This window comes from Zunongwangia endophytica, from assembly GCF_030409505.1.
In the GTDB taxonomy this organism is placed as follows: domain Bacteria; phylum Bacteroidota; class Bacteroidia; order Flavobacteriales; family Flavobacteriaceae; genus Zunongwangia; species Zunongwangia endophytica.
In genome coordinates this window covers 2321260-2335876 of sequence record NZ_JAUFPZ010000002.1, presented here as the reverse complement: position 1 = coordinate 2335876, position 14617 = coordinate 2321260, and the positions used below count along the sequence as shown (strand labels likewise).

Below are 14617 nucleotides of genomic sequence, written 5' to 3'. Positions count from 1 at the left end.
ATTTTGATCATAGCAGAGTAATCTTCAGAATACAAATCACATAAATTTTAAAGAATGATTAGAAAGAAAATATGCTTTTTACTGGCCCTTTTCACACTGGCACTTAGTGCACAGGAAAATCAGCTAGAAAAAGCAACTATTATTCATGATAGCTTAAGCAATGGCCTTGAGTATTTTATTATGCAAAATAGCGAACCTGAAAATCGAGCTTCGTTTTATTTTGCTCAAAATGTAGGTTCAATTTTAGAGAATGATAGTCAGCAAGGATTGGCTCATTTTCTGGAACATATGGCGTTTAACGGAACCGAGAATTTTAAGGATAAAGAAATGCTTACCTATTTAGAGCAAAATGGCTTAAAATTCGGAACTGAAATTAATGCCTACACCAGCTTCGATCAAACTGTTTACAATATTAATCAGGTCCCTGTAACTAATGAGAAATTATTGGATTCTGTATTATTGATATTGCACGATTGGTCGGGATATTTATCGTTAACAGATGAAGAGATTGATAACGAAAGAGGAGTAGTAAACGAGGAGTGGAGAAGTTCTAATACTGCAAATTATAGAGCATCTACAAAAGTCTGGCTAGACGGTTATCTTAAAGATTCGAAGTATAGCAAGCGTATGCCGATAGGTAAAATGGATATTGTTAATAATTTCGAATATGATAAATTAAGAGATTATTACGAGCGTTGGTATAGACCAGATCAGCAAGCAGTAATTGTAGTAGGAGATATCGATCCTAAGTTGTTGGAACAAAAAGTAAAAGATATTTTTTCTGAAATACCACTTAAGGAAGACCTGCCTGCAAGAGAATCATTTGATGTTACTTTAAACAAAGAACCACTTTTTATCGTGGCTACCGATAAGGAATTGGGGAATCCTACTGTAGAATATTTTATTAAGCATAAAAAAGAAGATCTTTCGGTACTCGAAAAAGAGAAAAGATCCTTAGTGGGAAGCTTAGCAAATTATATTCTAAATAATAGATTATCTGAATTATCTGTGGAGGATGATAGTCCTGTTTTAGGTGTTGGTTTCGGTATACAGGATTTCGTGAGACCTTTAGAAGTGTTAAGTATCAATATTAGTCCAAAAAAAGATAGTCTATTAGCAGGACTAGATTTTGCACTTTCAGAATACAAACGTTTTGCAGAATACGGAGCTACATCTGCAGAGCTTAAAAGGGCTAAAGCTGCTTTTAAAACTAGCTACACTTCTGCAATTAAAAATGTAGACAAACGAAGTAACGATTCTTATGCTTCAGCAATTATAGATGCTTATTTAGAAAATGAACCGGTATTCGATTACAAATCGAGTTTAGTGTACGGCGAAAATTTAATCGAGAAAATTAATAATAACGATATTCTTGATTATTTGTCTGATTTTGAAGGTGACTATGGTCGCGGAGTTGGAATTACGGGAACCACTGATTATGATTATCCTGAAAAAAATGAGATTGAAGTTGTTTTAGAAAATGTAAAGAACAATTCGTTAGAACCTTACGAGGAAAACCTTCAGGAGAAAGCTTTAATTAATGAAGAGCTTCAGAAGGTTGAAGTAACCGGAGAAACTAAACTTAAAGGAATTGACGCCAAGGAATATACCTTAGCAAACGGATTAAAAATAGTGACTTTTCCTACAGATTTCGAAAAAGAACAAGTTTATATGAGTGCCTTTAGCCCGGGTGGCCAATCTCTAATCGCTACCGAAGATTTACCAAATGTAAATGTGGCTTCTTATGTGGTTTCACAATCTGGTTTAGGAGATTTGGATAAAATCGAATTGCAAAAAAAGCTTGCCGGGAAAGAAGTTTCTTTGGGAGTTTCAATAAATAATTATTCTGAAAATATAACCGGAGGTGCTAGTACCAAGGATTTAGAAATCCTTTTTAAAGAGGTGTATTTGAATTTTACGGCGCCTCGTTTTGATGCTAACGCCTTGGATATTCTAAAGCAAAACTTTGAAAATAGTTTAGAAGCAAAGAAGAATAATATTAATAGTGCTTTTCAGGATTCATTAACGCTGGCAACTTCTGGCCATAGCAATCGATCTTTAATTTTTAATCGTGAGCTTATAGATAATATCAGCTTAGAAGGAGTAGAGAATGTATTCAAGAATAGAATTGCAAATGGCGATGATTTTACGTTTGTTTTTGTAGGAGATTTTGACGAAGATCGCTTGGTTGAACTGGCTCAAAAATATCTTGGCAATATCCCAAAAGGGAAAAAAGAAACTATCGAAAATCACCATATGTCTCCTAAAAAAGGACTTAGTGAAGTTCATGTTTCAGAAGTTATGGAAACGCCACAAACAACCATTAGCATTTTTATAAATGGTGAGATGAAATACACCAGAAAAGCGAATATGGAAGTTTACATCCTTGCGGAATTGCTGAATAAAAAGTATATGCAGCGTATTAGAGAAGAAGAAGGCGGAAGCTACGGTGTTAGTGTTGGTGGTAATGTTGTGAGTAAACCAGTAGGTAATTTTAATCTAAATATTAGCTTCAACTGTAATCCAGATAAAGCTGAAGATCTTTTAGAGATTGTATATGAGGAATTGGAGACTGTTTCTAAAACAATAGATGCTTCTAATTTTTCAGAAATTAAAAATAATATCAAGAAGAATCATAGAGAGATGCAAAAAGAAAATGGATTTTGGTTAAATACCATTGTGTCTAGCTTGCAGAATAATCTTGCTATTGATTCTCAGGAAGAGTTTGAAGCTTTAGTAGATCAAATAACTATTAGCGACATAAAGAAAACAGCTAATCGCCTGAATAAAAATCCAGCGATTGTTGAAGGTGTTTTAAGCCCGAAAGCGCAGGAAGATTCAAGTGCAGCTGTAGATTAATTTTGATTATTGAATTTAGCCTAAAAAGGTTCAGAATTTTTCTGAACCTTTTTTATTTTATGAAATAAAGTTATTGTTGAAATTAATGAGCGTGCGCCGGTCCTTTGTGTTGATCGTCAATACTTTTACCTACGGCTGTTCTTTCGCTTGAAGGACTTTTTCTAGGCATAGTTCTAAAAATATGATCCCAAAATGGCGAAGAAACGCCAAAGGCACGATCTGGCTCACGATAATGATGTATGCTGTGATGATGCCATAAAATCTTCAAAAAGTTATTAGGGACTTTAAAAGCATGTACCGAATAGTGTACCGCTAAATATGCTGCGTAACCTACCAGAAAACCAGATAAAAATCCAAAAACATAATCACCTAAAATCGCACGATAAACAATAAAAAGAATCGTAGCTACAATTAAACTTAATACCGGTGGCATAGCTAATCTTGTTTTATCTTTAGGATAATCGTGGTGCACACCGTGCATGGTATACGATATTTTTTGCCTACGTGGTGTACTTGCCGGGATGTGATAAAGATAGCGATGCGCAATATATTCAATTAGAGTAAAGAATGCTAAACCGCCTAAAAACCATGCTAAAATTTGTGGAGCCTGGAATCCTTTCTGAAAGATCCCGTAATAGATTAGCGCTGCAGCTGTAGTAAAAAATATAATTAAAGGCGCTGCAATATGAGTATGCGTTAATTTTTCTAATATCGGGTTTTCAAATAGTTTAGGTGACCCTTTGTGCTTAGGTCTTTTAAGTTTAGTAGATTCCATAATCTAAATTTTAAAATAATCCATTTATCTCTCCGTCAATCCTATTAATGATATTTCCTAAATCTTCCGGTTCATCAACAAAATTGATATTGTCTACATCAATCACAAGTAAATTACCTTTATCATAGCCATGTATCCAGGCTTCGTACCTTTCATTTAGTCTGCTTAAATAATCGATAGAAATAGAATTTTCATATTCTCTTCCTCTTTTTTGAATTTGAGCCACTAAATTTGGAATACTGCTTCTAAGATAGATTAGCAAATCGGGACCTTCAACTACACTTTCCATAAGCTCAAACAAAGATTTATAGTTTTCAAAATCTCTATTAGTTAATAATCCCATGGCGTGCAAATTGGGCGCAAAAATATGAGCATCTTCGTAAATAGTACGATCCTGAATAATCTTCTTGCCGCTTTCCCTAATTTGTAAAATTTGTCTAAATCTACTGTTCAGAAAATAAATTTGAAGATTAAAAGACCAACGTTCCATCTTGTTGTAGAAGTCTTCAAGGTAAGGGTTTTCCAAAACGTCTTCGTAATGGGCTTCCCAATTATAATGTTTAGCAAGTAATCTTGTGAGCGTTGTTTTACCAGCGCCTATATTTCCTGCAATCGCTACGTGCATGTATCGAAATGTTATAAGTTAGAACTATTTTCTTGTTTAAGATCGTAAATATAAAGCATTTCAATCACAGCATTTTTTGTAATTCTTCTAAATCTACTTTTGAAATTGATATCCGTTTTTTTACAATTTTGAATCTAAAATATGCATTCTGCAGTATGAATTCCTAATTGTATTAGGAATTTAATATTTTTTTAGAACTTTGGCGAATTTTTATGAAATTTCTACTCCTGAGAAAACTTGTGATTATTTTTGTGGCAGCCGTCTGTAATCTTTTATTGTTGATCTATAACTAATTTACTTTTTATTGATTTTCTGTTTGTGCTAGCCATGCTTTGCTGAATATTCCTAATTCAATTAGATGCTTTTTATAGGAATGTGTTTAATTTCTATTTACTGAAAGGATCTTGCTTATTTCTTATTTGAATGAACTATTGACATTTGAAACTAATTTGAAGTCTGTAGCTGAATTAGTTGTTTTAAAGCTGAATTATCATAGCATGTTCCGCACTTATAAAACGTAAAAAGGCAGTCTAGAAAATCGGTAAGCATATGAAAGCTAAGTCCTATAAAAATTAGTTTAAAAATACCCTTTCTTAAAAAAACGGCAGCAATAACATAGCAGGCAATGGCAAATTGAGAGTGTAGCGGATGGAAACCAATGCCACATCGATTAGGATCAAAAAGCGGACTCGCAAAAATATGATCTATATCCACCAGCATGGTTAACGCTAGAATAATCCAATTTTGTTTCCAATGATCTTTGTCAAAAAAATAGGCAATTATTCCAATAGCCAGAAAGTGCATCGAATAATGGAAAATACTTTGTATCAAGATTGATGTTTAAATTCAGGTGTTTTCAGAAGAATTATCTGGCTTTAATAATTTATTCAATTTTTTGTTGAGGTGGATATACCTCATAATACCAATAGACAAAAATATAATACTTACAGAAAATGCACCATATCCTAACCAATGTAATTCGGGATATTCTTTTATTTGCAATAAAGCGAGTCCGCCGATTAGCAAATATAGCGAAGCTCTTATGTAGGCCAGTAGTGTACGTTCATTGGCCAATTTCGTTCGTTCTAAAGCGAGATGTTCTCTTATGAGTTTTTCATCAATAATTCTTGCTTTAAAAGGATTGCTAAGTTTTACTTTTCTCATCTTAGTTAACTTCAAAAGGGAAAAATACTGGAATTATAAATGATGCCGCAATCCAAATTATAAAATTTAAAGGAGTTCCAAACTTTAAAAAGTCATTAAATTTATAATTACCTGGACCGTATACCATTGTATTCGTTGGATAACTTACTGGTGTCATAAAGGTTAATGAGCACGCAAACATCACACCAATTAATAAAGGTTTTTCACTAATTCCTAATGCTGCAGATAGGCTAATCACGATTGGTGCCATTAGCGCTGCCGCAGCTTTACTACTTAAAACATTAGTAGAAAGAAAGGTAATAAGAAAAACTATACTTAAAATAATTCTGGGATCTAATCCGCCTATTTGATCAAAAATAAACTGCGAGATAACATCTGAGCCTCCGGTTTTTTCTAAAGCTTTTCCCATAGAAAGTACACCGGCCATCATAAAGATCACTTTCCATTCTATAGCATCATAAGCTTCTTTAGGTTTTAAAATTGATGTGGTTACAATAAGTAAGCTACCTATCATTGCACTTATTAGTATAGAAGTTAGATTTAATGCTGCCGATAAAATAACACCCAGAGTGATTAGTAATGCCGGAATTGCTTTTTTATAGTTTACTTTTTTAGTTTGATAATTAGAGAGGATCACAATCAATTTTCGTGATAATAGGGTCTGAATATTTTTTTCAGCAGCATACACCAAAAGCATGTCGCCTTCCTTTAATATTACATTAGATACATCCTGGGTAATAATCTCCTTTCGATGTCTTAAAGCCAAAACCGATGCATAATAGATATTCCTGAAGTTGAGCTGTCTAAGCGATCTTTCTGCAAGCGAAGAACCATAAGGAATCATTACCTCGTAAATTTTCTTTTCCTCCTTACCATCCTTAGATTTTTCATTTTCTAAAAGATTCGCTTTGTCGCCAATAAGTTCGTAGCCACCTTTCTCCATAAGCTCGGTAAGATGCTGCGGGTCGATAATAACCTTAATGGAATCTTCTGCTCTTAAAACAGTATCTCCGTTAATCTCGTACATCCTGTGATATTTCCGTTTAATTGATAATACCTGCGCTCCATACTGGCTTACCAGCTTAGATTTGGCGATGCTGTGATCTACATCTGTACTTGCTGTTTTAAGAAAAACTTCGGCTAAATAACTTTGTGCCTCTTTGGTTAAGCCACTTTCGTGGACTCCTGCTCGTTTTGGTAAAAGTAAAGGACCAACTACAATTAGATACGTTAAGCCAATAGCAAGAAGACATAGAGCTGGTAAAGTGAACTCGAACATATTAAAAGGCTCTAATCCGCTTTTCTTAGCTATACCGCTAATTAATATATTTGTTGAGGTTCCTATAAGCGTACAAGTACCACCAAATAATGCTGAAAAAGATATTGGAATTAATAACCGAGCGGGGCTAATACCCGTTTCCCGGCAAACCAGTAGTGCCATGGGAATTAAAATAGCCACAACAGCAGTATCATTGATGAATGCAGAAAATAATGCTGCAGAAAAGCAGAATATCATCAATGCAAAGACATAGTTGATTTTGGCGATACTTATAATTCGATCACTAAAACTTTCAATTATTCCACTCTTAAAAATAGCCGCACTTATTACAAACATGCATCCCAAAGTAATAGTTGCAGGATGATTAAATCCAGAAAAACCTTCTTCAGGACTTAAAACGCCACTCACTATAAATAATGCCATTATCAATATCGATGTGGTGTCGATCGTGAAATAATCTTTTATAAAAAGAAAAATCCCAACCAGAATGATGGCAGTTGTAATGTAAAGTTCCATAGTTTAAGAAGTCGGTCTTTTATTCGATTGATGCTTCAATCTTTTAAGCACGACTATAGCATGTGTATTTATTAATATCAGTTTGAAAAATCTCTTCGCTAGTTTTGATGCAGTTGAAATTCAAATTCTATTGTTAAAGATAATATTTCTTTTATCTGATAGTGTTATATTATAACATCACCTTAAGAGTTTTATATGGAGAATGAAAAATCGAGAGAGGTTTGGTTACGTGGACCTTTGCCAGAAATACCACTGCTTTTGCAGCCGGCGGCGCATGCTTTATTGCAATCTAAAGAAGAGGTGTTTAAATATACCGAAGGTTTTAACGAAGCATTACTTTGGGAAAAGCCTGCCGGGCGCGCTAATGTTGCTTTCCATTTGCAGCATATTACTGGAGTTTTAGATCGCATGTTGACTTATGCGGAATGTAAATCACTTGCTGAAATTCAATTTGAATATTTACGAAAAGAAGGTGTTGAAAATCGTGATGTGAAAATCGCTAATCTGAAAAAAGCTTTTGCTGAAAAAGTAGAAGAAGCATTACTAATTTTTAAAAATACATCTGAAGCTGCATTAACTGAAAAGCGAACCGTTGGTAGAAAGAAACTACCTTCTAGCGTGATCGGCTTATATTTTCATGCAGCAGAACATAGCCAAAGACATATTGGACAGATGTTAGTCACTATTAGCGTACTAGAAAATAAAAATTGGTAATAAAAAAAGGCTGGAAATAATTCCAGCCTTCAAATATCTTGTTGTAAAATTAATTATCTCATATCAGGATTATCTCTAAGCTCTTTAGCTCTAGAAGAAGGAATAAATACCTGAATACCAAAGTTTAAACCTAAAGAATTTTGGTATGTGGTGTTTCCTCCACCAACTAAACCATTATACTTAAGGTTAGTTTCTAAAGCTACGTTATCTGTAAGGAAGTAAGAATAACCTGGGCCTACACCAAAAGCAAAACCGTTGGTAGTATTACCACCAGCAACATTCACACCAGCGATACCTGCATTTGCTTCAACGAAGAAACGACCGTGGCTTAAAAGGTTATCAATTCCTTTTTCACCTGGGCTTAAGTAATATCTAGATAGAGCCTGAAATCCGTATACTGTAGTTTCGGTTGCTCCGCTACTTTCTGCAGATTTACTAAATCCGATATTAGCTACAGCTCCTAGCATGAAGTTGTCTCTTACAAAATATCCCAATTTAGGACTTAAACCTAAATTATAACCAGCACCATCGTTTAATCCAAAGTTTAAACCAAGAATGCTGCTATTTCCTGTGTTAATTAGACCGCTACCAAAATCACTCCCAACCATGAAGTTTCCTTCTTGGATTTGTGCGTTTGAAACACTAATGCTTCCTAATAATACAATTGCGCTTAAAATTAATAGTTTCTTCATGTCGAATTTTTATTTTAAGCAAAATTAGAGAAGAGTAGACTTGAGAAATTATTATTTAATGCAAGTTTAATAGTATTTTAAATAAGCTGTTAAATTATACTTCTTTAAAGCTGAATTTGGTTAAAATCGACATTTCCTCCTGAAATTAATAGTCCGATTTCTTGGTTTTTAAATTCTTTTTTCTTTTTCAGAATTGCGGCTAAAGCTACAGCACTAGATGGCTCGACGATAATTTTCATACGTTCCCAAATTAATTTCAGTGCAGTCTTTATTTCCTCTTCAGTAACTCGAATTATGCTATCGACATGTTTCTGGATAATCGGAAAGTTTTGATCACCTAATTGTGTTTTTAAACCATCAGCAATAGTGTTGGCGCTTTCATTTTTTTCAATTTTTCCTGAAATTAATGAGCGGTAAGCATCATCTACTTCAAAAGGTTCAGCTCCAATAGTTTTTGTTTTTTCAGTAAATACATTCACGACAAGAGCAGTGCCGGCAATAAGTCCGCCTCCGCCAACTGGAGTTACTACACAATCAAGATTAGGCTTTTTTTGAATCAATTCTAAAGCTGCGGTTCCCTGTCCTAAAATAACTTCGATGTCATTAGAAGGATGCACAAAAGTAGCTCCTTTGTCATCAACGATCTTTTGAGCAGTCTTTTCGCGATCTTGTAGCGTTGGTGGACATTCAGTAATAATTCCTTTATAAGTTTTAACCGCATCTTTTTTTACTTGTGGCGCACTAGAAGGCATCACAATGTAAGCAGGAACATTTAAACTTTTAGCAGCTATAGATAAGGCCTGAGCAAAATTTCCTGAAGAATGCGTCACTACTCCTTTTTGTTGATCTTCTTCACTAAGTTGTAAAATGGCATTGATAGCACCGCGCATTTTAAACGCACCCATTTTTTGGAAATTCTCGCATTTAAAAAAGATTGAACATTCAGCAATCTCATTAATCAAGCTTGAAGTTAAAATCGGTGTTTCATGAATGTAGGGTTTTATACGTTCGTGAACATTCAGTAAATCCTCGCGAGAAAAAGTTGCCATAAATATAAATGCTGAAATTAGTTGGAAAATTAACCAATTTCAGCATTAGGAAAAAACTTTGATACTCAATTATATATTCAAGGCATATACTTCTGGTGATTGACTTGAAATTTAAAATTCAGCATTATTTTTTCAAATTATAATTAATAACCACGGTCTTGTTCTACCACGTTTTTCAACTCTTCATCATCTTTAAATCTTTTGTAATTTTCCACGATTTGAGGAATTACAGATTCTGCTTCCGTTAAACTTGCGGTGTGCGGAGTTATACTGATTCTCTTTTGTTCCCAAAAAGCATGATCTTCTGGTAAAGGTTCTTCTTTAAAAACATCTAAAGATGCACCTGCAAGATGACCATTATCAATCATTTCGATTAGATCGTTCTCTTCTAAATGTTCTCCACGACCTACATTTATGATATACGCCCCTTTAGGAAGTTTCTCGAATAATTCTTTATTTAAAATTCCGTTAGTCTCATCGGTTAAAGGAAGTAGGCAAATAAGAACTTCAGAATTACTTAAAAAGTCGTCTAAACTGTTATCTCCAGAGTAAGATTTGATGTCCTGGCAGTCTTTTTCTGTACGCGACCATCCTGAAACCTGAAAGTTATTTTTTGCTAACAGTTTCGCAGTGGCGGTACCAATCACGCCCATTCCCATAACTCCAATTTTCATATCGCTGTTACGGCAATACTTCATCACATTCCAGTTGTGATCTTTTTCCTGGTGTTTATATGCTGAAAGGTGACGTGTGTGATTCATAACCAAAGCAAGAACAAACTCACTTAAATCGCTGGTTAATTGCTCATCGACAACTCGTGTTATTTTAACGCCTTCAGGAAATTCTGGATCAGAGGTAATATGATCTACACCGGCCCCCATAGAAGCAACTACTTTTAAATTAGGATAATTTTTGAAGAGTCCACGAGGATGCTTCCAAGAAATTGCAAATTCTACTTCTTCGGTATCATGATCTTCCGGATAGGTATATACATTCATTCCCGGATGCTGACCTTTTAAATTTTCTACCCATTTAGATACATCTCTTCCTGGGGCTACAACTAATACTGACATTTAATTCTAATTTTTCCCCTCTTGTGAGGGTTTTGATTTTTAATTTATTTCTGAGTTTTTTTTAGCTAACAAAAGCACTGTAACCGGTAATTGCTCTACCAACAATTAAAGAATTGATCTCTTTTGTGCCCTCGTAACTGTAAATAGCTTCGGCATCGGCTACAAAACGAGCCACATCATGTTCAAGTAAAATCCCGTTACCGCCCATCACTTCACGAGCACGACTTACTACATCGCGCATACGCATACTACAATAGACTTTAGCTAAAGAAGCATGCTCATCGGTAAGCATATCTGCGTCCTGCATTTCTGAAAGTCTAAAACATAAGGTTTGCATGGCAGTAAGGTTAGAAACCATTTCTACCAGATGATTTTGTATTAACTGATACGAAGCAATAGGACGACCAAATTGTTCTCTCTTTCTAGTGTACTTTAAAGCACTTTCATAAGCACCACGAGCACAACCAACCGCTTGCCAGGCAACACCGGCACGCGTCATTCTTAAGACGTTAGCAGTGTCTTTAAACGAATTTGCATTTTGTAATCGATCACTTTCTGCAATCTTACAATCGGTAAGCGTGATAAGGGCATTTTGTACAATACGCAATGCCATTTTATCTTCCATCTTTTCAGCTTTAAAGCCGGGATTGTCTTTTTCTACTAGAAATCCTTTTACCTGATTGCTTTCTTCATCTCGTGCCCAAATGATAATTACATCGGCAAATGTGGCATTACCAATCCATTTTTTTTGTCCGTTTAAAATCCAATGTTCTCCATCGAATTTACAAGTGGTTTCTAAACCTCCGGCAACGCCAGATCCTACATTGGGCTCTGTTAATCCAAAGGCGCCAATTTTTTCTAGTTTTTGCATCTGCGGAAGCCATTTTTGCTTTTGCTCCTCACTTCCGCATAAATAGATAGATCCCATTGCTAACCCACTATGAACACCAAAAAAGGTTGAAGTAGAAACATCGACTCTTGCAATTTCCTGCGCGATAATTCCTTCCATTAAAAACGGAAGATTAGGGCAACCATAACCCTCGTATGGAATACCGGCAATATTTAGTTTCTTGAATTTTTCAATTATTTCAAAAGGAAACTTTGCACGATTCCAGTGGTCATTAATCAGCGGTCGAATTTCATCTTCCATTAGATTACGAACTTTCATTTGAAGTTCGCGCTGTTCTTTGGTAAGTTTATAATCCAGATTATAAAAATCGCCATCGATAGGAGGAAGGTCACTCTGTGATTTGTGACGCTTGGTTTTTAACATTTTCATGAGTCCGGCAAGCTGTCGTTCATCTAATGTACCTAAAGCTTTCATCGCTTCGGACAAATCGATTTGCTTATTAATTTTTGCCAGCTGATCCATATCAACCGACTTTAACAGGTTTACCGTGTTTCTTACTTTTTTAAAAAAGGACATGAGAATGCTTTTGTTATATTCTCAAGTTAGTGATTAAAAAGTCCTGCCGCTGTTAAAGATTTCCGAAGAAAAGGATAAAATCAGCTGGTGTTAGAAAAGTGATTTAAAACAACAAATCCCCTGAAGAATCAGAGGATATTTTGTTCTAAAAGGAATTTTTATTTTAATTAGCTATTCTTAAAAGAAAACTTGCACCTTTTCTTTCACGCAAATTATTATCGCTATGTTGAGTGTAATTGGCAATCTTTTCACCCAATCTTTCGTAGAAAGGGAACGAGAGCGGATGGCTGGAATTAACATAAATTCTTTTATACTGTAATTCTGAATAATATGGTATTATTACATCTTTTAACCAGTTTTTCCCATATCCATTACCCTTTTCGGTAATATGAAAGTATTTAATTTGAAGGGCCATCTTTTCCTCCGTAATCTTATATCGTTCTTCAAGATCTGCGATATTACCGCGCACAATAAATGCGCAACCAATCAAATTCCCATCTTTAAACAGCAAGTGTGAATCTACTATAACCTGATCATTTTTCTTTAAATTTTCGAAAAGGCGACAAGCATGAAAAAACTCATTATAATCATCCCAGTTTACTTCTAATTTATACTTTACAAAAGCTAAGATGGGCGAAAAATATAAAGGGTCAATATCATTTGATAAGTAATACTTTAAATTTTTATATGTACCGAGTAATTTCATGATAGTAAAATAAACTTATAAGATGAACTAAATTTACAACTCGAAGGCTTCTTTTACCTTGTCAACATAATCCAGTTTTTCCCAAGTAAATAATTCTACCTCTTTTTTAACTTCTCCGCTATACGGACTTTTGAAAATTTTTGTAACCGTTCTCGATTCTTTTCCCATATGACCGTAAGCTGCAGTTTCACGATAAATAGGATTTCTAAGATTTAAGCGCTCTTCTATCGCAAATGGGCGCATATCAAAAATCTCTCTTACTTTTTTAGCAATCTCACCATTACTCATTTCAACTTTAGAAGTACCATAAGTATCTACTGAAATCGAGGTAGGTTCTACCACACCAATGGCGTAAGAAACCTGAACCAAAACTTCATCTGCAACGCCGGCTGCAACTAAGTTTTTAGCAATATGTCTAGAGGCGTAAGCAGCAGAGCGGTCTACTTTACTAGGATCTTTTCCTGAGAAAGCACCACCACCGTGAGCACCTTTACCACCATAAGTATCTACAATAATTTTTCTTCCGGTAAGTCCGGCATCTCCATGCGGGCCGCCAATTACAAATTTCCCGGTTGGATTAATGTGATAAGTAATATCATCATTAAATAATTTCTGAACATACTCAGGTAATTGCTCGATAACACGAGGCATCAAAATTTCGATAATATCGTTTTTGATCTTATCCAACATTTCCTCATCATCTTCCATAAATTGGTCATGCTGAGTAGATAAAACGATAGCTACGATTCGTTGTGGAATATTATCATCACTATATTCAATGGTAACCTGACTTTTAGCATCAGGTCTTAAATAGGTGATATCTTTATTTTCACGTCTAAGCTTAGCGAGCTCGACCATCATTTTGTGAGAAATATCGAGCGCAAGTGGCATGTAGTTCTCAGTTTCTGTAGTAGCATAGCCAAACATCATTCCCTGGTCACCTGCACCTTGCTCTTCTTTAGTCTCACGATCTACACCCTGGCTGATATCTGGAGACTGCTCGTGGATTAAAGAAATGACTCCGCAAGAATCACCACTAAATTGATATTCACCTTTGGTGTAACCAATATCATTAATAACATCTCTAGCAATTTGCTGAACGTCTAAATAAGTATTCGAACGCACTTCACCTGCTAAAACTACTTGTCCTGTAGTAACTAGAGTTTCGCAGGCTACTTTAGATTCTTCATCAAAAGCCAGGAAATTATCTAATAAGGTATCGCTAATCTGATCTGCAATCTTATCTGGGTGTCCTTCAGAAACACTTTCTGAAGTAAATAAATAAGCCATAAATCTTTTTCCTTTATGTTATAAAAAGACGGGGTAAATTTGACGTAAAGGCAGGCTATAAAAAGTAGTACTGCTTTAGCATTTTTAACAATCTTAAATAAAATTGTTAGAGGGTTGCAATCAGTCAAATCTTTCCCTGTTATTATTTCTTCAGCAAATGTATAAAATACTTTTTTAGTATAACTTTCTTTAACGTCTTTTTAATCGTCATATTCATTTCTAGAAACTTTTTTTTGATTTTATAAGGTAAGATTTTAAAATATAGGAATAATGAATTCAATTGTATGTTATCTTTATAGTATCGTTAGGATATTAATAAAATCGTTTTCAAAAAAAAGAAGAAAATTCTTGGCTAAGAAATATTTCTGTAGTTATATTTGCAACTATAGATTTATAAGATAATGATTTTAAACAATATGATGCGCTTTATGAATATGATGTGGAAACCT

At 34.7% G+C, this 14617-nt stretch carries 13 protein-coding genes; 2 read left to right on the top strand and 11 right to left on the bottom strand.

Annotated elements, in window-relative coordinates; translation table 11 throughout:
• The first annotated feature begins 54 nt into the window (after positions 1-54).
• The gene (locus tag QWY91_RS10105) at positions 55-2859 is read left to right on the top strand and encodes a M16 family metallopeptidase (protein WP_290234492.1); all 2805 of its coding nucleotides are present in this window, start codon (positions 55-57) and stop codon (positions 2857-2859) included.
• A gap of 82 nt (positions 2860-2941) precedes the next feature.
• Here QWY91_RS10105 and QWY91_RS10100 read toward each other — a convergent pair whose 3' ends face one another.
• From QWY91_RS10100 to QWY91_RS10080, 5 genes are all read right to left on the bottom strand, one after another.
• The gene (locus tag QWY91_RS10100; protein WP_290234489.1) at positions 2942-3634 is read right to left on the bottom strand and encodes a sterol desaturase family protein; all 693 of its coding nucleotides are present in this window, start codon (positions 3632-3634) and stop codon (positions 2942-2944) included.
• Positions 3635-3644: 10 nt separating this feature from the next.
• Positions 3645-4259: a deoxynucleoside kinase gene (locus QWY91_RS10095; protein WP_290234487.1), complete on the bottom strand. Its 615-nt coding sequence runs from the start codon at positions 4257-4259 to the stop codon at positions 3645-3647.
• A 444-nt stretch (positions 4260-4703) separates the two neighbouring features.
• Positions 4704-5090: a DUF6122 family protein gene (locus QWY91_RS10090; RefSeq protein WP_290234484.1), complete on the bottom strand. Its 387-nt coding sequence runs from the start codon at positions 5088-5090 to the stop codon at positions 4704-4706.
• Between the two features lie 15 nt (positions 5091-5105).
• Entirely contained in the window at positions 5106-5423 is a 318-nt protein-coding gene (locus QWY91_RS10085; protein WP_290234483.1) for a DUF202 domain-containing protein, read from the bottom strand.
• Between the two features lies 1 nt (position 5424).
• Entirely contained in the window at positions 5425-7218 is a 1794-nt protein-coding gene (locus QWY91_RS10080; RefSeq protein WP_290234480.1) for an SLC13 family permease, read from the bottom strand.
• 195 nt (positions 7219-7413) lie between these two features.
• Here QWY91_RS10080 and QWY91_RS10075 point away from each other — a divergent pair, with 195 nt between their 5' ends.
• The gene (locus QWY91_RS10075) at positions 7414-7932 is read left to right on the top strand and encodes a DinB family protein (RefSeq protein ID WP_290234477.1); all 519 of its coding nucleotides are present in this window, start codon (positions 7414-7416) and stop codon (positions 7930-7932) included.
• A 53-nt stretch (positions 7933-7985) separates the two neighbouring features.
• Here QWY91_RS10075 and QWY91_RS10070 read toward each other — a convergent pair whose 3' ends face one another.
• The 6 genes from QWY91_RS10070 to metK form a co-directional block, all read right to left on the bottom strand.
• Complete coding sequence (locus tag QWY91_RS10070) at positions 7986-8624, bottom strand: hypothetical protein (RefSeq protein WP_290234475.1); 639 nt, start codon at positions 8622-8624, stop codon at positions 7986-7988.
• A 104-nt stretch (positions 8625-8728) separates the two neighbouring features.
• Positions 8729-9673: a pyridoxal-phosphate dependent enzyme gene (locus QWY91_RS10065; protein ID WP_290234472.1), complete on the bottom strand. Its 945-nt coding sequence runs from the start codon at positions 9671-9673 to the stop codon at positions 8729-8731.
• Between the two features lie 143 nt (positions 9674-9816).
• Positions 9817-10746, bottom strand: coding sequence for a 2-hydroxyacid dehydrogenase (locus QWY91_RS10060; protein ID WP_290234469.1), 930 nt, complete (start codon positions 10744-10746; stop codon positions 9817-9819).
• A 61-nt stretch (positions 10747-10807) separates the two neighbouring features.
• Positions 10808-12172: an acyl-CoA dehydrogenase family protein gene (locus QWY91_RS10055; RefSeq protein ID WP_290234466.1), complete on the bottom strand. Its 1365-nt coding sequence runs from the start codon at positions 12170-12172 to the stop codon at positions 10808-10810.
• 163 nt (positions 12173-12335) lie between these two features.
• On the bottom strand, positions 12336-12878 hold the full coding sequence (locus tag QWY91_RS10050; RefSeq protein WP_290234464.1) for a hypothetical protein: 543 nt from the start codon (positions 12876-12878) through the stop codon (positions 12336-12338).
• Positions 12879-12911: 33 nt separating this feature from the next.
• Positions 12912-14168: a methionine adenosyltransferase gene (gene metK, locus QWY91_RS10045; RefSeq protein WP_290234461.1), complete on the bottom strand. Its 1257-nt coding sequence runs from the start codon at positions 14166-14168 to the stop codon at positions 12912-12914.
• Positions 14169-14617: the final 449 nt, after the last annotated feature.

What these genes read in the sequence shown, in the direction of transcription:
- QWY91_RS10105 (WP_290234492.1), top strand. Translation starts at nt 55, where the DNA reads ATGATTAGAAAGAAAATATGCTTTTTACTGGCCCTTTTCACACTGGCA.
- QWY91_RS10100 (WP_290234489.1), bottom strand. Translation starts at nt 3,634, where the DNA reads ATGGAATCTACTAAACTTAAAAGACCTAAGCACAAAGGGTCACCTAAA.
- QWY91_RS10095 (WP_290234487.1), bottom strand. Translation starts at nt 4,259, where the DNA reads ATGCACGTAGCGATTGCAGGAAATATAGGCGCTGGTAAAACAACGCTC.
- QWY91_RS10085 (WP_290234483.1), bottom strand. Translation starts at nt 5,423, where the DNA reads ATGAGAAAAGTAAAACTTAGCAATCCTTTTAAAGCAAGAATTATTGAT.
- QWY91_RS10080 (WP_290234480.1), bottom strand. Translation starts at nt 7,218, where the DNA reads ATGGAACTTTACATTACAACTGCCATCATTCTGGTTGGGATTTTTCTT.
- QWY91_RS10075 (WP_290234477.1), top strand. Translation starts at nt 7,414, where the DNA reads ATGGAGAATGAAAAATCGAGAGAGGTTTGGTTACGTGGACCTTTGCCA.
- QWY91_RS10070 (WP_290234475.1), bottom strand. Translation starts at nt 8,624, where the DNA reads ATGAAGAAACTATTAATTTTAAGCGCAATTGTATTATTAGGAAGCATT.
- QWY91_RS10065 (WP_290234472.1), bottom strand. Translation starts at nt 9,673, where the DNA reads ATGGCAACTTTTTCTCGCGAGGATTTACTGAATGTTCACGAACGTATA.
- QWY91_RS10060 (WP_290234469.1), bottom strand. Translation starts at nt 10,746, where the DNA reads ATGTCAGTATTAGTTGTAGCCCCAGGAAGAGATGTATCTAAATGGGTA.
- QWY91_RS10055 (WP_290234466.1), bottom strand. Translation starts at nt 12,172, where the DNA reads ATGTCCTTTTTTAAAAAAGTAAGAAACACGGTAAACCTGTTAAAGTCG.
- QWY91_RS10050 (WP_290234464.1), bottom strand. Translation starts at nt 12,878, where the DNA reads ATGAAATTACTCGGTACATATAAAAATTTAAAGTATTACTTATCAAAT.
- metK (WP_290234461.1), bottom strand. Translation starts at nt 14,168, where the DNA reads ATGGCTTATTTATTTACTTCAGAAAGTGTTTCTGAAGGACACCCAGAT.